The sequence below is a fragment of the Stenotrophomonas sp. Steno-Z4 genome (assembly GCF_056393145.1).
This window is the reverse complement of record NZ_JBWJPC010000001.1, coordinates 289320-308845: the sequence shown is the minus strand read 5'-3', so window position 1 is coordinate 308845 and position 19526 is coordinate 289320. Positions and strand designations below refer to the sequence as shown.

The window sequence follows — 19526 nt, the reverse complement described above, 5'->3', positions numbered from 1 at the left end:
GGACCTGGCACTACCGCTGGAGGTCACGCCGGCCGGTGGCCGGCGTGACAGGTCGCATCAGCGTTTGGCGGCGTCTGCGTTCTGCTTGGCGTCTTCGGCCACGTCACGCGCCTTGTCGGCCACCTTCTCGGCGGCATCGGCGGTCGCCTCGCTGGCATGCGCCGCTGCATCGCGCGCGGCAACCTTGGCATCGGCAGCCGCCGCTGCACTGGCGTCGGCGGCACGGTCCAAGGCCGGCTGTACATCGGCCGCGGCGCGTTCGGAGGCGGCAGCCGCTTCATCGGCGGCATTGCGGGTGGATGCCGCAGCCTTGTCCACGGCGACACGTGCCGCTTCGCCGGTGCTGTCGGCCGCCTGCGCGGCATCGGCACGCGCCTGTTCGGCTTCCGGGCCCTTGCAGGCCACCAGGGCCAGCAGCAGGGAGGCCGCCATCAGCGGTGTGGTGATCGAACGAATCTTCATGGCGTTCTCCGTCAGGTTTCAGGGACGCTGATCCTATTCACCCTGCCGTGAAGCCAAAGAAAAAGCCGCTGGCGAACCAGCGGCTTCTTCAGACTTGCTTGAAGAAAGAAGTTATTACTTCTTGGCTTCTTCAGCAGCGTCCTTGGCCTGCTCGGCGGTGGCTTCACCGGCCTTGGCAGCGTCGGCAGCAGCGTCGGCAGCAGCGTCGGTGGCAGCAGCGCCAGCCTGGGCAGCGGCATCAGCCGAAGCGTCAGCAGCGGTGGTGGCGGTGTCGGCGGCAGCCTGGGCAGCGTCGGCGGTCTGGGCGCCAGCAGCAGCGGCCTGGTCGGCAGCGACCTGGGCGTCGGCAGCAGCTTCGTTGGCCGAAGCGGCGGCGTCAGCAGCCTGCTCCTGCTTCGAGCAGGCGGTCAGAGCCAGGCCCAGGGCCATTGCGATCAGCAGCTTGTTGATGCTCATTTGTGTGAATCCTCGTCGTTAGATTAGGCAACGCGCTATTGCGCGCCCGGCAACATGATGACAAGCCACGTTGGGCTGTCAAGCGATCCCGCATTCAGTTTTGCGAAACGGGTGTTAAAACCAATCAAATCAATTCGATGGCGATGGCGGTTGCTTCCCCGCCACCAATGCACAGTGTAGCAATTCCGCGCTTTGCATCACGCTTGCGCAAGGCATTGACCAACGTCACCACCAGCCGGGCGCCCGAGGCACCAATCGGGTGGCCCAGTGCGCAGGCGCCGCCGTTGACGTTGACCTTCGCCGGGTCGATGCCCAGTTCGCGGATGGGCGCCATGGCCACCACGGCGAACGCCTCGTTGATCTCGAACAGGTCCACCTGGTCCAGGCGCCAGCCGGCCTTTTCAAGCACTTTGTGGATGGCGCCGATCGGCGCGGTGGTGAACCACTCCGGTTCCTGCGAGTGGGTGGCGTGGGCCACGATCCGGGCCAGCGTCTGCACGCCGCGGGCGGCCGCATCGTCTTCGGACAGCAGTACGACGGCGGCAGCGCCGTCGGAAATGCTCGACGAGCTGGCGGCGGTCACCGTGCCGTCCTTCTTGAACGCCGGGCGCAGGGTCGGGATCTTGGCGATATCCGAACGGCCGGGCTGTTCGTCCTGGCTGTACTCCACCTCGCCCTTGCGACCCGCGACCTTCACGGCCACGATTTCATCATCGAACGCGCCGGCAGCCTGCGCGGCCTGCGCGCGGCGCACCGATTCGATCGCATACGCGTCCTGTTCCTCGCGGCTGAACTGGAACTTGTCCACCGCGCATTCGGCGAATTCGCCCATGGCCTTGCCGTCGTACGCATTGACCAGGCCGTCGTGGGCCATGTGGTCGACCGCCTGGAAGTTGCCGAAGCGGTTGCCGGTGCGCGAATTGGGCAGCAGGTGCGGCGCGTTGGACATCGATTCCATGCCGCCGGCGACCACGATGCTGGCCGAGCCGGCCTTGATCAGGTCGTGGCCCAGCATGATGGCCTTCATGCCCGACCCGCAGACCTTGTTCAGGGTGGTCGCGCCGGTGGCGTAGGGGATGCCAGCGGCCACGGCGGCCTGGCGGGCCGGGGCCTGGCCCAGGTTGGCCGGCAGCACGCAGCCCATGATCACTTCGGAGACATCCGCCGCTGGCACGCCGGACTGTTCCAGGGCGGCGGCGATGGCAGTGGCGCCCAGGGTGGGGGTGGGCACGCCGTTGAACTGGCCGAGGAAGGAACCGATGGCGGTCCGCTTGGCAGCGGCGATGACAATGTTGGGCATGGCAATCTCGTTATTGCGTGAGCGATTTACGAAAAGGGAACGCAGGGCATGGTATGGCGGCGCGTTTCCCGGCAGACTGCGTGGGGGTGGCCCAGTATAGAGGGTCAGCATTTACCACCGGTGTCGGCCGGACAGGCGGGACGCCACGCGTGGTTTCAATTACGTTTTGGGGAGCAGGGATGAATCAGGTAGTTTTCAGCAGGAACGTGCTGGCCGGCGCGCTGGCCGTGGCCTTGAGCGCGTGCGGTGGCGGCAGCGGCAACAGCAAGGGGGACCTGCCGGTAGCGCCGGTGGTGCCGCCGGTCACGCCACCGGTCGTGGTGGTGCCGCCGGTGACGCCGCCGCCGGTCAAGCCGACCCAGCCGGCCATCGACGCGCACCTTGCCATCATCAACGGCAAGGACCAGGACTGGAGTGGCGAGGGGATCCGGATCGGCGTGGTCGATTCCGGAGTAAACCGGGCCCATCCGACCCTGGCGGGCCGGGTGGTGGCCAGCCACAGCTATGTCGATCCGACCAAGAACAACCTGGCGGTGGACGATGTGGTCGGCCATGGTACGACCGTGGCATCGCTGGCCGCTGGCGCCGCATTCGGCGACTGGCCTGGCGGGGTGGCCACCAGGGCGCAGATCGTGTCGGCGCGCATCATCGCCGACAAGGCGCCGGTCGATGACGGCACCGGCAACGGCAACCAGGTCGATGGCGCGCTGGGGCTGGCCACCGTGCACCAGGATCTGATCGCCGACGGCGTGAAGATCATGAACAACTCCTGGGGCGGGCTGTACTGGACCAACCCGGCCGCGACCGCTGCCATTGCGGCCGAGTATCGGCCCTTCATCACCACCAACAACGGCCTGGTGGTGTTTGCCACCGGCAACGAAAGCAAGGCGGACCCGTCCAACATGGCCGCACTGCCGAGCCAGGCCGGCCCGAACAATACCCGCCCGGCCGCGGACCTGGAGCGTGGCTGGCTGGCAGTCACCGCGGTCAATTCCAACCAGCCCGACACCCTGGCGTCCTACGCCAACGCCTGTGGCGTGGCGGCCAATTACTGCCTGGCCGCGCCGGGCGAAGCGGTGTTTGTCGACCCCGCAAGCACCACGGGCAGTACCCCCAGCTACCTCTGGGGCGGCGGTACCTCCTACGCGGCACCGCTGGTCTCGGGTACGGCGGCGCTGGTCTGGCAGAGGTACCCGTACTTCAGCAATGACCAGGTGCGGCAGACCCTGCTCGGCACCGCCACCGACCTCGGCGCGGCCGGCGTGGACAGCGTGTTCGGGTACGGCCTGCTCAACGTGGGCAAGGCGGTCAACGGCCCTGGCCGGTTCGACTGGGGCACCATGGTGGTCGACCTGCCGGGTTCGTCCAACTTCAGCACCTGGAGCAACAACATCGGCGGTGCCGGCGGACTGGACAAGTCCGGCGCGGGAACGCTGATCCTCGGTGGCAAGAACACCTACACCGGCGGCACCACCGTCCGTTCGGGCGCGCTCTCGCTGGCCGACGGCGCGTCGCTGGGTTCCGATGTCCAGGTCCTGCAGGCCGGCGGCCTGCAGTTCCGCGCCGGTACCACCGGGGTCACCGGCAACGTGGTCAACGGCGGCACGCTGTACCTGTTCGAGGCCGGCGTTACCGCCGTGATCCAGGGCAACTACACCCACGAGGCCACCGGCGTGTTCTCGACCGCGCTGGGTGCGCAGGCGTTGAAGGTGACCGGCACCGCCCAGCTCAACGGCGGTACGGTACTGATCGACCGCGCGGTGGAAGGCTATGTGCCGCGGACGGGTGTCCGGCAGGAGCTGATTACCGCCGCCCAGGGCCTGACCGGCACGTTCGATCGCTACACCGCGCTCGGCAACGTCGTGCTGCTGGATGCGACGTTCACCTATGACCACTACTCGGCCGGGTTGAACATCAACCGCGTTAGCGTTTCCGGCGCTGCGGCGTCGGCCGGATTGGGTGCCATTTCGGCCGCCTCGGCCCTGCGCGTGGAACAGGCGTTCGACCTGCTCGATACCGGCACCGGTCCGGGCACGCCGGGCTTTGCCGATGCGGCCGGCGAGCTGCAGCGGGTGCAGGGCGCGGCCGGCCTGGAGGCCAGCCTGGAAAGCCTGTCGGGCAAGGCGCACAGCCTGGCCAACGGCATGACCTTCGACAACCTCGACATGAATCGCCGCGCCTTGTCGACGCGCTTCGATGCGGTGTCCGCCGCACCGCGCCTGCGCGGCGCCTGGCAGAGTGCATTGGGCGAGGCCGGGCAGGGCAGCTTCGCCGGCAGCGGCTTCCAGACCCAGGGCTGGATGATGGGCCAGGACATGGCGCTGGGCAGCAACGGCGTGATGGGCTTTGCCTTTGGCGAAACGCGCAGCAACAGCAGCCGCGAGTGGGGCGGCGACAGCGGTCGTGACCGCCAGTCGCAGGCCCAGCTGTACGCGGGTTGGAACAGTGGTGCGGCCTACACCCTGGCGCAGCTGGGCGCCGGCCAGTTCACCCGCGAGATCGACCGCCAGCTGTTGCTGGGCGCGGGGCAGTACGGGGTCAATGCCCGTTACGGCGGCAATTTCAGCACCGCCAGCGTGGAATCGGGCTACCGCTTCGGCGGCGCCGGGGCATCGTTGACCCCGTACCTCGGCGCGGATTACGCGCGCCTGGACAGCGACAGCTTCAGCGAAGACGGCGGCTTCGGTTTTGGCCTGCGTGCGGACAGCCGCGCGTCAAGCCGCAGCCAGGCGCTGGCCGGCCTGCGCGCGGAAACGCGCCTGCGTGGCTGGTCGCTGCGCGGTTATGCCGAATGGCAGCAGACCCTGTCCAGCGATGGCCTGGCATTCGATGCCAGCTTCGTTGGCGTGGATGCCTGGGCGCCGGTGGCCGGCCTGCAGCCGGCGCGCTCCGGCGGCCTGTTCGGCCTGTCGGTGCAGTCCTGGCTGACGCGCAACTCGCAGCTCTCGTTCGGCTACGACCAGCGCTTCGGCCCGCGAGGCGACCTCAGCCAGGTCGCGCTGCGGTACTCCGCCGCGTTCTGATCCAGGCGCGACAGGCAACAAAAAAGGGCGCGAGTTGATCGCGCCCTTTTTTTTCATCTGCCCGCTGGAATCAGCCGCCGCGCAGCGTGCCCAGTCGCGGGCGCGCACGTCCCAGCGGCATCTTCAGCTTGCCGATCGACTGGATGCGGGTTTCGGCGATGCGGTCGGCGGCGCGCTGCGGCGCAATGCCTTCCTGCTGGGACAGCGCGAAGATGCGGCCCAGGTTGTGGTAGATGCTGCGGATCAGGCGCATCGCGCGTTCGCGGTTGTAGCCGTCGATTTCCAGCGACACATTCATCACCCCGCCCGCATTCACCGCATAGTCCGGGGCATACAGGATGCCGCGGGCATGCAGCTCATCGCCGATCTCGGGCGTGGAGAGCTGGTTGTTGGCGGTGCCGCAGACGATCTTGCACTTCAGGCGCGGCAGGGTCTGCGCATTGATCGCCCCTTCCAGCGCGCACGGCGCGAACACATCGGCGTTGACGTCGTAGATGTCATCGGGCTTGACCGCCTCGGCGCCGTACTCGGTCACCGCGCGCTCCACCAGCGCAGGGTCCAGATCGGTGACGAACAGCTTGGCGCCGCGATCCCGCAGCAGCTTCACCAGTTCCATGCCGATATGGCCCAGGCCCTGCACCGCGATGCTGACCTTGCCCACTTCCTCGTGGCCGAGCTTGTGCTGCATGGCCGCCATCAGCGCCTGCAGCGCGCCGTAGGCGGTGAACGGGGCCGGGTCGCCCGAGCCGCCGTGTACCTGGTGCACGCCGGTGACGTACTCGCTTTCCAGGTAGATGTTTTCCATGTCATTGACGTCGGTACCGACGTCCTCGGCGGTGATGTAGCGCCCGCCGAGCGAATCCACGTAGCGGCCGAACGCGCGGAACAGCACCTCGGTCTTGTCCTTGCGCGGGTCGCCGATGATCACCGCTTTGCCACCCCCGACATTCAAGCCCGCCAGCGCGTTCTTGTAGGTCATCGTGCGGCTGAGCCGCAGCGCGTCGGCCAGCGCGTCGTCCGTGCTGGCGTAGGGGCGCATGCGCACACCGCCCAGCGCCGGACCCAGCGTGGTGTTGTGGATGGCGATGATGGCCCTCAGACCGGCATCGCGGCTGTGGCAGAACACCACCTGTTCATGGCCGGACGTTTCGAGGGTTTCAAATAACATGGCGACTCCGATGCTGCGAACGACGGCAAACGCCGGCGAACGCACCAGCAAAAGGTGGGTGTAAAACAAAAAAAGCGACGTCGTCGGTTGGTCAGGACGGGTCGCGCGGCGCCATTCTAGTGCATTCCGCCGGACGGTGTTGTCAGGGCCGGGTGACCATTGCCCGCTAAAGTTGCCCCGTTCCGGGCCGATGCCGTGGCAACGGTGCGCAGTACCGGCAAGCCAGGACGGATCACGTGGGTGCAGTGGCGACAATTCGGGTGCGGTGCCGCACCGGCAGGGGCGCGGCCCGATGATGGTGATCCTGGCGGGGGCCGGCGTGCTGGTCGTGGCATTTCTGGGGTGGGGCTGGTATCGCCGCCCGGCGGAGGCGGGACCGGCGCCGGGTAGTACCGGCGGCCGGGCCCGTACGCAGCCGCAGCCGCCGACCCCGCCTCAGCCCTGCAGTGGCGATGCGGACCAGGTGCTGCAGGCCGGCCTGCACGCACTGGCGTTGCAGCCGGGTAGCGGCAGCGCGCCGGCCACCGTCGCGCAGGACGCGGCCCTGCTGGCGGCGGTGGCGGCAGCGCTGGAGGCGCAGGACTGGTCGGCCCGGCACCTGCCGCGCCGGCCGCAGCTGCTGCCGCAGCTGATCCAGACCGTGAACGACAGCGACGCCTCGGCGCGCAGCATGGCCTCGATCATCAGCCAGGATGCGGTGCTGACCGGCAACCTGCTGCGCATCGCCAACAGCCCGGTCTACCGGCTGCAGGCCAAGCCGGTAGACAGCCTGCAGCGCGCGGTCACGCTGGTCGGTACCGAGGGCATCCGCCAGATCATCAGCGCGGTGCTGGTGCAACCGGTGATGCAACTGCACAGCGACGCCTTTCCGCAGTTCGGAACCGTGGTCTGGGAGCACGCGCTGCTGGCCTCGCGGGCCGCAGCCGATCACGCCCGCCTGGTGACCCATGAAGACGGTTTCGCCGCGCAGTGGATGGGGCTGACCCAAGGCCTTGGCGCGGCCCTGGTGATGCGACACCTGCTGGACGTTGCCCGTGAACAGGCTGTGCTGCCGTCACCGCAGCTGGCCGGCACCCTGCTGGATGCCTGGACCCTGCCGGTAGCCAGCCGCATCGCGGCGGCCTGGGAACTGCCGCCCTCGGTGCACCAGGCGCTGCTGCGCGACGCCGATGCGACAGGCGGTGGGCTGGCGGCCAGCCTGCACTTCGCGCGTGCCGGGGCATCGGCCAGCCTGCTGTGCCGGCATGGCCGGATCAGCCAGGCCCAGGCGCTGGCGCTGCTGGAGCAGCTGCATGACACCCCGGCGCATGCATTGCAGTGGATCTGGCGCCGCCTGCATGGTCGCGCGGTGGAAACGCTGGAGGCGGACGAGTCGGCCGACGCGTAGCGCCACGCCCCGCGTGGCTGCTCCTAAAGTTGGGATTCCAAGGGCAACCAGCTGATGGCGCGGGCGCTGGCGCGCTGCCAGAACGAGGTGTCCGGCTCTCGATCCAGCAATTGCGGGGGCTGTTCGGCCCGATCCAGCCAACGCACCTGGTCATCGGCACCCAGCGTCACCCAATAGCTCTGCTTCGGATCGGCCAGGCGCAGGTATTCCGCGCGCAACTGCGCGGCCAGTTCCCGATCATCAAACAGCACCCCCATCTCCGTGTTGAGGTAGGCAGAACGCGGGTCCAGGTTGAACGAGCCGACGAAGCCACGCTGGTCATCGATCATGAAGGCCTTGGTATGCAGGCTGGCGCCGCTGCTGCCGAACAGGCCGCCGCTGCCGCCACCCGCGCCGCGCGATCGCAGTTCGTACAGGTGCACGCCATCGCGCAGCAGCGGTGCGCGGTAATGCATGTAGCCGCTGTGCACGGCCGCCACGTCATTGGCGGCCAGTGAGTTGGTGACCACGCCCACGTAGGCGCCGCGCCGCACCATCGCGGCCATCCCGCGCGTGCCTTCCTCGCCCGGCACGAAGTAGGGCGAGATCAACAGCGCCTTGTGGCGGGTGGTCTCAAGTTCGCGCACCAGCCGGGTGACCAGCCAGTTGGCGGGGTCGTCGCGGCGGTGCTTCATCGCCGGATCGGACACGATCTCCACGCCCGGCGACCAGTGCAGGTCTACCGCATCGGTGTAGAACGAACGCGCTGCCGGCGAACGCTCGACGCGCTCAAGATAGGGTCGGGCGGCCGCCAGCTTGGCCTCGTGTGCCGATTCAAGCATCAGCAGGCGCAGCTGGGCCGGGGTGTGGAAGGCGAGGGCGGCCACGGGGACCGCCGCGTCGCTGTTCCAGTACGCATCGAAGATCGTATTGGCCTGCTGCACCGCCTTGCCGGCCACGATCAGGTCCAGGTCGCGGAAGTTCACATCGCTGCGCGCGCTGAAGTATTCCTCGCCGATGTTGCGCCCGCCGACGATGGCGACCCGGCCATCGGCGATCCACTGTTTGTTGTGCATGCGGTGGTTGACGCTGAAGAAGCGCTGCACCATCTCCACCAGCCGCCACAGTCCATCGCGGTTGCGGAACGGGTTGTAGAGGCGGATCTCGATGTTGGGGTGCTCATCGAGCGCCATCATCAATGCATCCTTGTCCTGCGCGTTCATGTCATCCAGCAGCAGGCGCACGCGCACGCCACGTTCGGCGGCCTGGTACAGCTCCTGCGCCATCAGGTGGCCGATCAGGTCGTCCTTCCAGATGTAGTACTGCAGGTCCAGGCTGCGGGCGGCATGGCGGGTGATCACCGCGCGCGCGGCGTACGCATCCAGCCCTTCGGACAGGAACGCCACGCCGGACTGGTCCGGGTGCTCGGCCTGCAGGCGCACCACCTCGCGATCGATCGCGCTCTGTGCCGGCTGCAGCGGCAGCACGCTGCTGCGCGGTCCCATCGCCTTGGGCGTGAGGTGGTCGCCCAGCAGCAGCCCGCTGAGCACCAGCAGGGTCACGATCGCCAGCAGGATGCCCGCGCCGCGCAGCACGCGGCGCCACAGTGGCTTCTGCGGGTTGCGTGCGCGGCTCAGAAGCGTTCGTCCGGCGCCAGGTAGCGCCACTGGCCCGGGGCCAGCTTGCCCATCGCCACCCGGCCGATGCGCAGGCGACGCACGCTGATGACCTCCAGCCCGACCTGCCGGCACATGTCGCGCAGCTGGCCGGGGGCCACCGGCTTGATCGCAAAGCGCAGACGGGTTTCGTTCTGCCAGCTGACCTTGCACGGCGGCAACGGCCAGTTGCGGAAGCTCAGGCCGTGCGCAAGCCGCTTCACGCCGTAGGGCACCAGCTCGCCGCTGACCTCGACCAGGTATTCCTGCTCCAGCGTCGCGCCGCGGTCCTTCAGATGCGACACCACGCGGCCGTCCTGGCTGACCACCACCAGGCCGCTGTCCTCATCGGCCAGCGGCATCACCAACTGCAGCGCGTGGAAGTGCCGCTGCAGCAGGGCCACGCCGGTGGCGTCCAGTTCGCTGCGGGTCTCCGGCGTGACCAGTGCGCACAGTTCATCAGCGCGCATCCCGGCTGGTTTGTGCAGCAGCATGCTGACCGTCTCGGCGCGGGTCGCCTCGGCGTTCTCGCGCAGCACCACCACTTCATCGGCGACCATCGCCTGCGGTTGTTCGACCACCACACCGTTGACGGTCACCCAGCCTCCCTCGATGAAGCGCTGGGCGTCGCCCCGCGAGCAGCCGATCAGGCGGGTCAGGTGTTTGTCGAGTCGGATCGGATCGGTCATCAGGCAGGCAGCACAAAGCGGGACGCGGGCGGGGAGTGTACTGGCTCGGGGCCGGGGCTGCGCGTGACAGGGCTGCGGCCCCGCGCCGCTGCTGGCATGATCCGATGATGAACTGGCGCGCGTCCCCTGCCGTGAAAGTCGGCCTTTCCATTGCCGTGGCTACCGGCCTGTATGGCATTTCCTTTGGTGCGCTGGCGGTGGCGGCCGGGCTGAGCCCGTGGCAGGCGCAGGCGCTGAGCCTGTTGATGTTCACCGGCGGCTCGCAGTTTGCGTTCATCGGCGTGATCGCGGGCGGCGGTGCCGGTTCCGCCGCGTTCACCGCCGCCACGCTGCTCGGCGTGCGCAACGCGGTATACGGCATGCAGATGAACCGGATGCTCGGGCTGCGCGGCTGGCGGCGCGGGGTGGGTGCGCAGATCACCATCGACGAATCGGCCGCCACCGCGTCCAGCCAGACCGTGGCGCTGGAGCAGCGGCGCGGGTTCTGGACCGCCGGCGTCGGCGTGTTCCTGCTCTGGAACCTGTTCACCGCCGTCGGCGCCATCGCCGGCGACGCGCTGGGTGATCCGCGCCGGTGGGGCCTGGACGGTGCCGCAGTGGCGGCGTTCCTGGCGTTGCTGTGGCCCCGGCTGCGCCAGCGTGATGCGGTGGCCATCGCCATCGTGGCCGCGCTGGTCACGGTGCTGGCGTTGCCGTGGGTGCCCCCGGGCATTCCGATCCTGCTGGCGGCCACGGTGGCGGCAGCGTGGGGCGCGTTCGTGCCCGGTCCACGCGATGAAGGGCTGGAGCCGGACGTGGAGCCGCGTTCGTCCGGGGAGCACGCATGAGCCTGTGGGCATGGTTGCTGCTGGGCTGCGTGGCGGCCTATGTGATCAAGCTGGCCGGGTGGCTGGTGCCGGCGCGCTGGCTGGAGTCACCGCGCATGACCCGGGTGGCCGGCACGCTCACGATCGGCCTGCTGGCGTCGCTGACCGCCATGAATGCGGTGGCTGCCGGTGCGTCGGTGGCGCTGGATGCCCGCCTGGCCGCGCTGGCCGTGGCGGCCGTGGCGTTGCTGCTGCGGCTGCCGTTCCTGGCGGTGGTGGTGTTGGGTGCGGCGGCCGCCGCCGCGCTGCGCTGGGCCGGTATCGGCTGAGCGTCAGCTGCTGGCGCGCTCCAGGTGGGTCAGGTACAGGCGCAGGTCGAACTCCAGCTGGTGGTAGTCCGCTTCCATGTGGGTGCACAGCTGGTAGAACGCCTTGTTGTGGTCCGATTCCTTCAGGTGCGCCAGTTCGTGCACCACGATCATCTTCAGGAACGGGGCAGGTGCCTCGCGGAACACGCTGGCGATGCGGATCTCGCGGCTGGCCTTGAGCCGGCTGCCCTGCACCCGCGAGACGGTGGTATGGGTGCCCAGTGCATGCTTGAGCACCTGCAGGCGGCTGTCGTAGATCACCTTGGACAACGGCACCGACTGGCGCAGGTAGCGCTCCTTCAGGGCCTGGGTGTAGTCATACAGCTGACGGTCGTTGCGCACCGTGTGCAGCTCGGCATAGCGGCGCTCCAGCCAGGGGCCCAGCCGATCGGCCGCGATCAGCTCGCGCACCTGCTGCTGCAGGGCGTCGGGGTAGCCGGCAAGGTACTTCAGGGCGGTCATGCCGCTATGATGACGCCTGGAATCCCGCACCAACAGATGCAAAGGCAATGGCGAAGGCAAATCCCCTGCAGGAACAGCTGCTCAAGGCCGGGCTGGTCAAGAAATCCCAGGTGTCCCAGGCCGCACGCGAGCAGGTGAAGGCCCGCCACGGCAAGGCCCCGGTGGCGCCCACCGACAGCCAGCGCGAGGCCGAGCGCCTGCGGGCGGAAAAAGCCGAGCGCGACCGCGCGCTGGAAGCCGAGCGCAAGGAAAAGAACCGCCTGCAGGAGCTGCAGGCCCAGGTGCGCCAGATCATCGAAAGCAACCGGGTCAAGCGCGAAGGCGAAAGCGAGTACCGCTTCAACGACGGCACCCTGATCCGCACGATGCTGGTCAACGAGATGCTGCGCCGCCAGCTGGCCGCGGGCAGCCTGGTGATCGTGCGGCTGGGTGAGGGCTTTGAGCTGGTGCCGCGTGCGGCCGCCGACAAGATCCGCGAACGCGATCCGGCCGTGATCGTGCTCGACAACGGCAAGGATCGCGCCGCGCCCGCCGAGCCCAGCACCGGCAATGCCGAGGACGATGCCTACTACGCGCAGTTCCAGGTGCCCGACGACCTGATCTGGTGATGCCGGGCTGAACGGTTCACTGGAAGCGGGGCATGTTCAGCCGGCCGTAAACCGACGGCGCCCGGCCGGATCTATGCTGGCGCTCCGGCAACGGTATGGGAGATGCGGCATGGCCACAGGGTGGGCAGGCGACGGCGCCGTCCAGGACCAGATCGACGCGACCGTGGATGACGCGATCCAGCGCGCCCGCGCGCAGCTGCGCCACGGCCCCGGGTTGACCCATTGCGAGGAATGCGAAGCGCCCATACCCGAAGCGCGGCGCCGTGCCGTGCCCGGCGTGCGCCTGTGCGTGCGCTGCCAGGAGGCCGAGGATGCCGCGCAGCACGATGCAGGCATGTACAACCGGCGGGGCAGCAAGGACAGCCAGCTGCGCTGACGCCGGATCACCCGTCGCCCTGGATGCCGCCCGGCGCCTGCGACGGATCACGCCAGCGGCGCACCGTGCGCTGGAAGAACATGTTGTTGGGAATCTGCAGCACCGTGCCTTCGTGGCCGCCGCTGTTCTCCTCCAGGGTGGTGTAGATCAGGTTGACGTCGATGACGCGGCCCTTCAGGCCGGGCTTCTCGCCGTTCTCCAGCACCTCGATGTAGTCGTGCAGCCGGAACGGGCGGGTGGTGAAGATGAGCAGGGTGCAGAAGATGTTGGAGAGCACGCTCCACGCGGCGAAGAATGCCACCGCGCCCACTGCGGCAAAGCCGGTGAACGCGGTCCACAGCACGCTGGCCTGCACGCCGATGATCTGCAGCACCACCAGCAGCACGGTGAAATACACCACGAACGTGAACACCCGGCGCGCGCCCATCACCATCTCCGGTGGCAGCGTGTAGTGCTCGCCCACGCGGCGCAGCAGCCGGCGCGCGATCAGCCGCAGCAGCCACGCCACCAGCAGGGTCAGCAGGATTTTCAGGGCAGGCGCCCCGTACTGCAGCCACTCATGGGTCCAGGTGGGCAGGTGTTCTTTCATGGAAACCGGGGTTCGACGTGGGTGCGTCAGTTTACCCCGCGCGCTAGCGCCGGGCCCTGCGCGGCTGCGAGAGCACACCGACCAGCCTTGAAACGCAGAGCGGTGCATGGTCCTGGTACTGCACGCACAGGTCCGGTTGCGGCGGCAGTGCCACCCGCAGCGTCACCGGGCTTCCCGGCAGGGTGCACGCGCTGGCCAGCGACAGCAGAAGGGCAAGGCAACTGGGGGACATGGGCAACTCCTGGGACCACGCCCGGCGTGGTGACAGGAGATTGGATGCCGCGGGTGCCGGAAAGGTTTAAACCTTTTCGATCGACCCCGCATCCAAGGGATATGCTCGATACGACCATGCCCGCCCTCCGCGCTGCCAACGACGCCGATTCCACCGACGAGTGCGCGTGGGTGCGGGCGGCGGTGGCCGGCGACACCGCCGCCTACGAGCGCATCTACCATCGGCACGCGCCGCGCCTGTATGCGGTGTTGTGGCGGCTGTGCGGCGGTCATGCCGCGCGTGCCGAGGATGCGCTCCAGGAGGCGTTCCTGCAGGCCTGGCGCGCACTGCCGGGGTTCCGCTTCGACAGCAGCCTGGGTACCTGGCTGCACCGGCTCGGGGTAAACGCGGCGCTGATGGAGCTTCGCGCCAATGCTGCCCGCGACGCGGGCGACAGTGGCGAAGAAGGCTGGGACCTGCTGGCGGCAGTGCCGGCAGTGGATCGCTGCGCGGGGACCAGCCTGGACCTGGAGCGCGCGCTGGAGACCCTGCCGCCGCGCGCCCGGGCGGTGCTGGTACTGCACGACATCGAAGGATGGAAACACCAGGAGATTGCCGACCAGCTGCAGATGGCGGTGGGCAGTTCCAAGGCACAGTTGCACCGCGCGCGCGGCCTGTTGCGCGCGCGTCTGGGAGAACCGGCATGAACGACAACCACGACCTCGATTCCGATCTGCAGGCGCGCCTGCGCGCGCTGCCCGCCGAACGATTGCCGCCGGCGGATGCCTGGCAGCGCATCGCTGCGCAGCTTCCGCCGCGCGTGGCTGCGCTGCCAGCCGCTGCGCCGGCACCGCGTGCGCGCCGTTGGTCGCTGCGGGTCGGCCTGGGCCTCGCCGCGGCGCTGGCGGTGCTGGTGGTGGCACCCACCTCCACGCCGCCCACGCCGCGCCCGTCGCCCCTGCAACGGCAGGCCGACGTGATCGCCGCCGAGTACCAGCAGGCGATGGCCACGCTGCCGGCCGCCCCGATCGGCGCGGACTGGCAGCCGGCGCTGCACGAACTGGATACCAGTGCCGTGTACATCCGCGCGGCCATCGCCGAAAACCCGCGCTCGGGTTACCTGCTTACCCAGCTGCAGCGCACCTACGCGCTGCGCCTTGAACTTACCCAGCAGGCCGTCAACGCCGCTGGCCTGCCATCCTGAAGGAGAGTCCCATGCGAAACACCCTGCGTTTCACCGCAGCCCTGGCCGTGCTGCTGCCCCTGGCCGCGCAGGCCGCCACCCGCGTCGACGAGCGCCATCCGCTGGCCGCGGGCGGGCGCGTGGAAGTGAGCAACATCGCCGGCAAGGTCACCGTGCGGGGCTGGGACCGCAATGAAGTGGCGTTGACCGGCAGCATGGCCGATGGCCTGCGCCTGCAGCAGGACAAGAGCACCAACCGGGTGCGCTGGGAAGTGATCTACCCGCGCAACGGCAACAATGGCGGCGCCACGCTGGAGCTGCGGGTGCCGCGCTCTGTGGAAGTGCAGCTGGGCACGGTAAGTGCCGACATCGACGTGGCCGAGGTCGACCTGCGCCGCCTGCAGGCCAATGCGGTAAGTGGCGATGTCTCGGCCGCCGGGCGCACGGCCGAAGCCAGCCTGAGTACCGTCAGCGGCGATATCCGCGCGCAGGTACAGAGCCAGCGCATGGCACTGCGTGCGGTCAGCGGTTCGATCCAGGCCGGCGGCGGCATGGGCGGTGAGGTCTCGGCGGAAACGGTATCGGGCAGCATCCGCCTGGACACGGCGCAGGTGCAGCGCCTGGCCGCCGAAGCGGTCTCCGGCAACCTCACCGTGGCAGCGTCCGGCCTGGCGCCGGGTGGCAAGGTGACGTTGCAGACGGTGAGCGGGTCGATCGCCCTCCGCCTGCCGGCCAGGGTCTCGGCGCAGCTGGCCGTGAAGACCTTCAGTGGCGACATCCAGTCCGATGCCGGCCAGGTGGAACGGCCGCGTTATGGCCCGGGTCGCAGCCTGGACACGCGCCTGGGCGGCGGTGACGGCGATATTTCGATCAATGCCCATTCGGGCAACGTGCGGGTCTCGCTGGGCGGCCGCTGAGTGCGGCCCCCGCACCGGCCGGGGGCCGGTGCGGACGGCAGCGGCGTCAGCCGGCCTTTTTCAGCGCCAGGGTGTTGCCCAGTACTTCGATCTTGCCGCCGCTCTTGCGGAACGCAGCCAGATCGGCAGCGATGCTGGCGCTGCTCAGTGCGGTGTTGGAACCCTGCTTGCGGTCAACGCGAACGGTGTTGCCTGCCTTGGGGGAGGTCTTTGGCGAACGGGCCATGGATGCTCCTGTCATGGGTGTAGCGTGGAAAAAATCGTCGACGCATCGTGCTGTTGTCGACGGTAGTCCTGCCGCACGAGGCGGCAGTCATCGCCGCCCATCGCAAACTGGCGGCAGATCGCGGGACGCTGCGAATAAATGGTGCAGCGCAGGTGATAGGGGTCGATCGCGGCGCACCAACCTTCGTCGTTGCGCGCCATCACGGTGCGGCCCGCTTCGTCGGTATCCAGCAGGTAGCCGGGTACCGCGTCGTCAGGCATGACGGTGACCGACAGCCGGCAACAGACTGCGTCGCAGCGGCGGCAGTCGATGGGGTCGGCCTTGGCGATTTCGCCCAATCGAATCTCTCTTGGCGGCTCAGGGGGTGCTGCATGCTGGGAACGAGCCGGATCACAGCGATAGACGATCCCAGCGCCGCGGACGGATCCGGACGGCGGCGGTATCGGCGAGGATGGTGGCCTCTTCGAGGCTGGGTACGACATGCGCATTGCGCATCGAAGCCGAAAGATGATAGCGCTTTCGGCGTAACGTTTTGTTAATGCGAGGGTTTCACGGCCGGAAACCCTTGTCCCACGGGGGCTTCGCGCCCTCAGGCTCAGCCTGCGGCGGCCCACGCCAGGCCGTGCACCACGCCGAACGAGGGGTTGCCGCGCACCAGCGTCGAGCCGGGGAAGGCTGCGGCCACCGCCGCCTGCAGATAGCCCGCGCGTGACATGCCGCCGGTCAGGAAGATCGCCGCCGGGTCGTGCCCGATATCGGCCCGGACCTGTTCCAGCAACCCGGTCAGTTCGCCCAGGTAGCTGCCGGCCGCCGCTTCCAGCCGGGACGGGTCGACATCCACCCCCAGGCCGCGTTCGATGAAGTCCAGCGCACTGGTGTGCTCTGGCGCGCTGCTCAGGGCGATCTTGCAGCGCTCCACCTCGCGGTACAGGCGTGCGGTGTTGCCGGTGTCCTGCAGCGCCTGCAGGCGCGCGCCCCACGGCGCCTCGGCCTCGCGGTAGTTGTGCTGGCGGAAATCGCGCTGGCGGGTCATGTCCTGCACCATCGCGGCCTCCACGTAGTGGTGCGCCGGCACGCGGCTGTGGCCGCGGCCGAACAGCGGCATGTAGGCGCCGAGGCTCAAGGCCAGGTCGATATCGGTACCACCGCGCGCGATACCCCATGCGCGATGGATCTTCGGGGCCTGTACGCCGCCCACCCGCGCATGCGCCACATCGGTGGTGCCGCCGCCGATGTCGACCACCACCGCGTCATGTTCCTGCGCGCTTTCGGCGTGGTAATGCATGGCTGCGGCAGCCGGTTCCTCCAGGAAATCGACGCTGTCGAAACCCGCGGCGATCGCGGCGGTGTGCAGGATGTCCAGCGCCTGGTCGTTGCCGGCCGCGCCGATCGAGCTGCGGAACTGCACCGGGCGGCCCAGCGTGGCGGTGCGCACCGGCGCGTCGAGCTGGCGCGACGCGGTCAGCCGGATGTGCTCGAGGATGTGCGTGGCGATGCCGGTGATGGTCTGGCGCGCGCGCGGGTGCAGGTTGTAGCCCAGCATCGATTTCGGGCTCTGCACCAGGTTGCCTTCGTTCTCCTCGAAGTAGGCTTCCAGCGCCTCGTCCCCGTACACCGCGTTCTGCAGCAGCTTGGTCGAGCTCAGCGGCGCGCGCATCTGCTCTTCCATCCACTGCCGGCGCACCACGCGCAGGGCCTCCCGGCGCAGCGCATCCGGCGCGCGTTCCTGGCCGGCGGCGCGGGCGTCGCGCGCGGCCGCGTCGATCAATCGGGCCAGTTCGTGCTCCAGCGCCGGGGTCAGTTCGAAGTCGTTCGGATCGCGCATCACCTCGGGGAAATACACCGTGGTGCGGAACTGTTCGGCCTCGCCAAACCGGATCGGCACGACCCGGCCGTCCACCACGGCGGCGGCGGCGGAGTTGCTGGTGCCAAAGTCGATGCCGATTTTCATGCGGGGCCGGGCCGGAGGTCAGGGGGCGCGCACTGTGCGGCAAGCGGGCCGCCGGTGCAAGGCCTGCCCGGGCCGGGCGGTTACAATGGGGGTTGTTTCGAACCTCAAGGCTTCATCATGTCCGCCGCACCCGCCTGCCCGCAATGCACCCTGGAAAACACCTATGCCGATGGCGCGCTGTGGATCTGCGCCGACTGCGGCCATGAGTGGGCGGCCGGCGATGAAGGCGGCCAGGGCCTGGTCGTGCGTGACAGCAACGGCAACACGCTGGCCAGCGGCGACACCGTCACCGTGATCAAGGACCTGAAGGTCAAGGGCTCGTCGATCCCGCTCAAGCAGGGCACCGTGATCCGCAACATCCGCCTGGTCGAAGACGATGCCGAGCACATCGAAGGCAACTCGGACAAGATCAAGGGCCTGGTCCTGAAGACCTGTTTTTTGAAAAAGGCGTAGGTAACGACCGTTGGTCGTTACGCATCAGCGGCGGCACGCCGCCATTCAATTGCTGGCCGTGCGTTCCCGCCATTTCTGCAGGCTGTCCAGCTTGGCCTGGTAGGTCGCCCGCAGCACGTCGGCATCTTCGCCGGCCAGGTCGCGGGCGCGCAGCATTTCAAGTGACGCGCGGCGGGTGTTGCCGGCCAGGAAGTAGGCGCGTGCCAGCCCGAAATGGAACTGGTGCGCACTGCTGTACAGGCGCACCGCCTGCTGGTAGTACGCGATGGCCTGCGCATAGTCGTGGCGCTGTTCGGCTTCGTTGCCGAACCGGAACTGCGCGAAGGGATCGCTTTTCTGCACCTGTTCCAGCCGCTTGGCCAGCACGTCAGCGCGGCGCGCGTCGCCCAGCCTGCGATACAAGGCGCTGGCATTGGTCAGCGCCGCCGCATGCCGCGGTTGCAGCTGCAGGGCCTGCTCGTAATCCTTCCGGGCCTGGTCCAGGCGGCCTTCGCGGGTATCAAGCACGCCCAGGTTGTTCCAGCCGGCAGGGAAGGCCGGTGCCATCGCCAGCGCGGCGTCCAGGTACGCGCGCGCCTGCGCGGTGTCTCCCTCGGCCATGTGTTCGGCGCCGCGGTTGTTGTAGAAGTGCGCCAGGGCGCGCTGCTCGGTGATCGGGCGCGGCCCGTAGCGGTCATACAGCACGTTGCGGTCCAGGTCGACCACGGCGGTGCGACCGTTGAGGTTGAGCCCCACGTTGACGTGGCCCACGTTGTAGATCACGCCCTGGTCCTGGTGCCAGGTGACCACCTGCGCCACCTCCTGTACCCGGGCATCGATGCCCGCCGCGCGCGCCAGGGTGACGAACATCAGGGTGAAGGACAGGCAGTTGGCGCGGTGCGTCTTCCACGTTTCGGCCAGGGTGTGGGTGGCATACGGGTCGTACTCCAGGTGCATCGCGTCTTCGTCGAAGATCAGGTGCACCAAGCGCACCAGCCGTTGTTCGCGCGAACTGACCGGGGCGATCACCCGTTCCTGCAGCAACGCGCGAAGATCCGGCGGAATGGCCAGGATCTGCTGGGGAGAGGGAATGGGTTCGACCGCCGGGGCCTGCGTGGCAGCGGTATCCACGGGCGCGGCCAGCACCGGCGTCGGTGCGGCGGCCAACAGGGCCAACAGGGCAAGGGATTTCCAGCCGTTCATCGCGGTCACCTCGCGGGCATGACGAAGCCTTCGTTGCTGCAGTCTAGGCCGACGCCTGGCAGCCGGCGCACCGCT

23 protein-coding genes are annotated in these 19526 nt (G+C 68.6%); 10 read left to right on the top strand and 13 right to left on the bottom strand.

Annotated features, from left to right (window positions below; genetic code table 11):
* Nucleotides 1-57: 57 nt before the first annotated feature.
* The 3 genes from AC06E7_RS01475 to AC06E7_RS01465 form a co-directional block, all read right to left on the bottom strand.
* The gene (locus AC06E7_RS01475) at nt 58-462 is read right to left on the bottom strand and encodes a hypothetical protein (RefSeq protein ID WP_068853607.1); all 405 of its coding nucleotides are present in this window, start codon (nt 460-462) and stop codon (nt 58-60) included.
* Nucleotides 463-576: 114 nt separating this feature from the next.
* Nucleotides 577-918, bottom strand: a complete 342-nt coding sequence (locus AC06E7_RS01470) for a hypothetical protein (protein WP_068853606.1) — start codon at nt 916-918, stop codon at nt 577-579.
* Between the two features lie 124 nt (nt 919-1042).
* Nucleotides 1043-2218, bottom strand: coding sequence for a thiolase family protein (locus AC06E7_RS01465; protein WP_478062638.1), 1176 nt, complete (start codon nt 2216-2218; stop codon nt 1043-1045).
* A gap of 179 nt (nt 2219-2397) precedes the next feature.
* Between AC06E7_RS01465 and AC06E7_RS01460 the strand changes: the two genes are divergently transcribed.
* Nucleotides 2398-5241, top strand: a complete 2844-nt coding sequence (locus tag AC06E7_RS01460) for a S8 family serine peptidase (protein ID WP_478062636.1) — start codon at nt 2398-2400, stop codon at nt 5239-5241.
* A 70-nt stretch (nt 5242-5311) separates the two neighbouring features.
* Here the strand turns inward: AC06E7_RS01460 and AC06E7_RS01455 are convergent, their stop codons facing one another.
* Nucleotides 5312-6409 (bottom strand): Glu/Leu/Phe/Val dehydrogenase dimerization domain-containing protein, encoded by a 1098-nt coding sequence (locus tag AC06E7_RS01455; protein WP_068854729.1) that lies wholly within the window; start codon nt 6407-6409, stop codon nt 5312-5314.
* A 292-nt stretch (nt 6410-6701) separates the two neighbouring features.
* On the opposite strand from AC06E7_RS01455, the gene AC06E7_RS01450 reads away from it, so the two are divergent.
* Entirely contained in the window at nt 6702-7796 is a 1095-nt protein-coding gene (locus tag AC06E7_RS01450) for an HDOD domain-containing protein (RefSeq protein ID WP_478062635.1), read from the top strand.
* A 23-nt stretch (nt 7797-7819) separates the two neighbouring features.
* On the opposite strand, the gene AC06E7_RS01445 is transcribed toward AC06E7_RS01450, so the two are convergent.
* Both AC06E7_RS01445 and AC06E7_RS01440 read right to left on the bottom strand, forming a co-directional pair.
* Nucleotides 7820-9370, bottom strand: a complete 1551-nt coding sequence (locus AC06E7_RS01445) for a phospholipase D family protein (protein WP_478062633.1) — start codon at nt 9368-9370, stop codon at nt 7820-7822.
* A gap of 38 nt (nt 9371-9408) precedes the next feature.
* On the bottom strand, nt 9409-10119 hold the full coding sequence (locus AC06E7_RS01440) for an rRNA pseudouridine synthase (RefSeq protein WP_478062631.1): 711 nt from the start codon (nt 10117-10119) through the stop codon (nt 9409-9411).
* A gap of 107 nt (nt 10120-10226) precedes the next feature.
* Here AC06E7_RS01440 and AC06E7_RS01435 point away from each other — a divergent pair, with 107 nt between their 5' ends.
* Together AC06E7_RS01435 and AC06E7_RS01430 are read left to right on the top strand one after the other, a co-directional pair.
* Nucleotides 10227-10946: an AzlC family ABC transporter permease gene (locus AC06E7_RS01435; protein WP_478062629.1), complete on the top strand. Its 720-nt coding sequence runs from the start codon at nt 10227-10229 to the stop codon at nt 10944-10946.
* A complete protein-coding gene (locus tag AC06E7_RS01430; RefSeq protein WP_478062628.1) occupies nt 10943-11254 on the top strand; it encodes an AzlD domain-containing protein in 312 nt (103 codons plus the stop codon). The genes AC06E7_RS01435 and AC06E7_RS01430 overlap by 4 nt, the downstream gene beginning before the upstream one ends.
* 3 nt (nt 11255-11257) lie before the next feature.
* Here the strand turns inward: AC06E7_RS01430 and AC06E7_RS01425 are convergent, their stop codons facing one another.
* On the bottom strand, nt 11258-11755 hold the full coding sequence (locus AC06E7_RS01425) for a YgjP-like metallopeptidase domain-containing protein (protein WP_478062627.1): 498 nt from the start codon (nt 11753-11755) through the stop codon (nt 11258-11260).
* 47 nt (nt 11756-11802) lie between these two features.
* On the opposite strand from AC06E7_RS01425, the gene AC06E7_RS01420 reads away from it, so the two are divergent.
* Both AC06E7_RS01420 and AC06E7_RS01415 read left to right on the top strand, forming a co-directional pair.
* Nucleotides 11803-12363: a DUF2058 domain-containing protein gene (locus tag AC06E7_RS01420; RefSeq protein ID WP_478062626.1), complete on the top strand. Its 561-nt coding sequence runs from the start codon at nt 11803-11805 to the stop codon at nt 12361-12363.
* Nucleotides 12364-12472: 109 nt separating this feature from the next.
* The gene (locus tag AC06E7_RS01415; protein ID WP_306987822.1) at nt 12473-12739 is read left to right on the top strand and encodes a DksA/TraR family C4-type zinc finger protein; all 267 of its coding nucleotides are present in this window, start codon (nt 12473-12475) and stop codon (nt 12737-12739) included.
* Nucleotides 12740-12746: 7 nt separating this feature from the next.
* Here the strand turns inward: AC06E7_RS01415 and AC06E7_RS01410 are convergent, their stop codons facing one another.
* Nucleotides 12747-13328 carry a mechanosensitive ion channel domain-containing protein gene (locus AC06E7_RS01410; RefSeq protein ID WP_478062624.1) on the bottom strand — a complete coding sequence of 194 codons (582 nt, stop codon included), beginning with the start codon at nt 13326-13328 and terminating at the stop codon, nt 12747-12749.
* 43 nt (nt 13329-13371) lie between these two features.
* The gene (locus tag AC06E7_RS01405) at nt 13372-13560 is read right to left on the bottom strand and encodes a hypothetical protein (RefSeq protein WP_478062622.1); all 189 of its coding nucleotides are present in this window, start codon (nt 13558-13560) and stop codon (nt 13372-13374) included.
* A 101-nt stretch (nt 13561-13661) separates the two neighbouring features.
* Between AC06E7_RS01405 and AC06E7_RS01400 the strand changes: the two genes are divergently transcribed.
* Genes AC06E7_RS01400 through AC06E7_RS01390 form a run of 3 tightly spaced genes read left to right on the top strand, consistent with a single transcriptional unit; the run spans nt 13662 to nt 15639 of the window.
* Nucleotides 13662-14246 carry an RNA polymerase sigma factor gene (locus tag AC06E7_RS01400; protein WP_093533465.1) on the top strand — a complete coding sequence of 195 codons (585 nt, stop codon included), beginning with the start codon at nt 13662-13664 and terminating at the stop codon, nt 14244-14246.
* Nucleotides 14243-14743, top strand: a complete 501-nt coding sequence (locus AC06E7_RS01395) for a hypothetical protein (RefSeq protein WP_478062620.1) — start codon at nt 14243-14245, stop codon at nt 14741-14743. The genes AC06E7_RS01400 and AC06E7_RS01395 overlap by 4 nt, the downstream gene beginning before the upstream one ends.
* 11 nt (nt 14744-14754) lie before the next feature.
* Nucleotides 14755-15639, top strand: a complete 885-nt coding sequence (locus AC06E7_RS01390; protein WP_478062618.1) for a DUF4097 family beta strand repeat-containing protein — start codon at nt 14755-14757, stop codon at nt 15637-15639.
* Between the two features lie 46 nt (nt 15640-15685).
* On the opposite strand, the gene AC06E7_RS01385 is transcribed toward AC06E7_RS01390, so the two are convergent.
* The 3 genes from AC06E7_RS01385 to AC06E7_RS01375 all read right to left on the bottom strand — a co-directional run bounded on the left by AC06E7_RS01385 (nt 15686) and on the right by AC06E7_RS01375 (nt 17816).
* Nucleotides 15686-15865 (bottom strand): hypothetical protein, encoded by a 180-nt coding sequence (locus AC06E7_RS01385; RefSeq protein ID WP_068853593.1) that lies wholly within the window; start codon nt 15863-15865, stop codon nt 15686-15688.
* Between the two features lie 11 nt (nt 15866-15876).
* Nucleotides 15877-16176 carry a YkgJ family cysteine cluster protein gene (locus AC06E7_RS01380; protein ID WP_083214278.1) on the bottom strand — a complete coding sequence of 100 codons (300 nt, stop codon included), beginning with the start codon at nt 16174-16176 and terminating at the stop codon, nt 15877-15879.
* A gap of 284 nt (nt 16177-16460) precedes the next feature.
* Nucleotides 16461-17816 (bottom strand): Hsp70 family protein, encoded by a 1356-nt coding sequence (locus tag AC06E7_RS01375; RefSeq protein ID WP_426804669.1) that lies wholly within the window; start codon nt 17814-17816, stop codon nt 16461-16463.
* Nucleotides 17817-17933: 117 nt separating this feature from the next.
* On the opposite strand from AC06E7_RS01375, the gene AC06E7_RS01370 reads away from it, so the two are divergent.
* Complete coding sequence (locus tag AC06E7_RS01370; protein WP_068853590.1) at nt 17934-18269, top strand: zinc ribbon domain-containing protein YjdM; 336 nt, start codon at nt 17934-17936, stop codon at nt 18267-18269.
* Nucleotides 18270-18314: 45 nt separating this feature from the next.
* Here AC06E7_RS01370 and AC06E7_RS01365 read toward each other — a convergent pair whose 3' ends face one another.
* A complete protein-coding gene (locus tag AC06E7_RS01365) occupies nt 18315-19451 on the bottom strand; it encodes a tetratricopeptide repeat protein (protein WP_478062614.1) in 1137 nt (378 codons plus the stop codon).
* Nucleotides 19452-19526: the final 75 nt, after the last annotated feature.

Coding starts and splice junctions, on each gene's coding strand:
- AC06E7_RS01475 (WP_068853607.1), bottom strand. CDS start 462: ATGAAGATTCGTTCGATCACCACACCGCTGATGGCGGCCTCCCTGCTG.
- AC06E7_RS01470 (WP_068853606.1), bottom strand. CDS start 918: ATGAGCATCAACAAGCTGCTGATCGCAATGGCCCTGGGCCTGGCTCTG.
- AC06E7_RS01465 (WP_478062638.1), bottom strand. CDS start 2,218: ATGCCCAACATTGTCATCGCCGCTGCCAAGCGGACCGCCATCGGTTCC.
- AC06E7_RS01460 (WP_478062636.1), top strand. CDS start 2,398: ATGAATCAGGTAGTTTTCAGCAGGAACGTGCTGGCCGGCGCGCTGGCC.
- AC06E7_RS01455 (WP_068854729.1), bottom strand. CDS start 6,409: ATGTTATTTGAAACCCTCGAAACGTCCGGCCATGAACAGGTGGTGTTC.
- AC06E7_RS01450 (WP_478062635.1), top strand. CDS start 6,702: ATGATGGTGATCCTGGCGGGGGCCGGCGTGCTGGTCGTGGCATTTCTG.
- AC06E7_RS01440 (WP_478062631.1), bottom strand. CDS start 10,119: ATGACCGATCCGATCCGACTCGACAAACACCTGACCCGCCTGATCGGC.
- AC06E7_RS01435 (WP_478062629.1), top strand. CDS start 10,227: ATGAACTGGCGCGCGTCCCCTGCCGTGAAAGTCGGCCTTTCCATTGCC.
- AC06E7_RS01430 (WP_478062628.1), top strand. CDS start 10,943: ATGAGCCTGTGGGCATGGTTGCTGCTGGGCTGCGTGGCGGCCTATGTG.
- AC06E7_RS01425 (WP_478062627.1), bottom strand. CDS start 11,755: ATGACCGCCCTGAAGTACCTTGCCGGCTACCCCGACGCCCTGCAGCAG.
- AC06E7_RS01420 (WP_478062626.1), top strand. CDS start 11,803: ATGGCGAAGGCAAATCCCCTGCAGGAACAGCTGCTCAAGGCCGGGCTG.
- AC06E7_RS01415 (WP_306987822.1), top strand. CDS start 12,473: ATGGCCACAGGGTGGGCAGGCGACGGCGCCGTCCAGGACCAGATCGAC.
- AC06E7_RS01410 (WP_478062624.1), bottom strand. CDS start 13,328: ATGAAAGAACACCTGCCCACCTGGACCCATGAGTGGCTGCAGTACGGG.
- AC06E7_RS01405 (WP_478062622.1), bottom strand. CDS start 13,560: ATGTCCCCCAGTTGCCTTGCCCTTCTGCTGTCGCTGGCCAGCGCGTGC.
- AC06E7_RS01400 (WP_093533465.1), top strand. CDS start 13,662: ATGCTCGATACGACCATGCCCGCCCTCCGCGCTGCCAACGACGCCGAT.
- AC06E7_RS01395 (WP_478062620.1), top strand. CDS start 14,243: ATGAACGACAACCACGACCTCGATTCCGATCTGCAGGCGCGCCTGCGC.
- AC06E7_RS01390 (WP_478062618.1), top strand. CDS start 14,755: ATGCGAAACACCCTGCGTTTCACCGCAGCCCTGGCCGTGCTGCTGCCC.
- AC06E7_RS01385 (WP_068853593.1), bottom strand. CDS start 15,865: ATGGCCCGTTCGCCAAAGACCTCCCCCAAGGCAGGCAACACCGTTCGC.
- AC06E7_RS01375 (WP_426804669.1), bottom strand. CDS start 17,816: ATGAAAATCGGCATCGACTTTGGCACCAGCAACTCCGCCGCCGCCGCC.
- AC06E7_RS01370 (WP_068853590.1), top strand. CDS start 17,934: ATGTCCGCCGCACCCGCCTGCCCGCAATGCACCCTGGAAAACACCTAT.
- AC06E7_RS01365 (WP_478062614.1), bottom strand. CDS start 19,451: ATGAACGGCTGGAAATCCCTTGCCCTGTTGGCCCTGTTGGCCGCCGCA.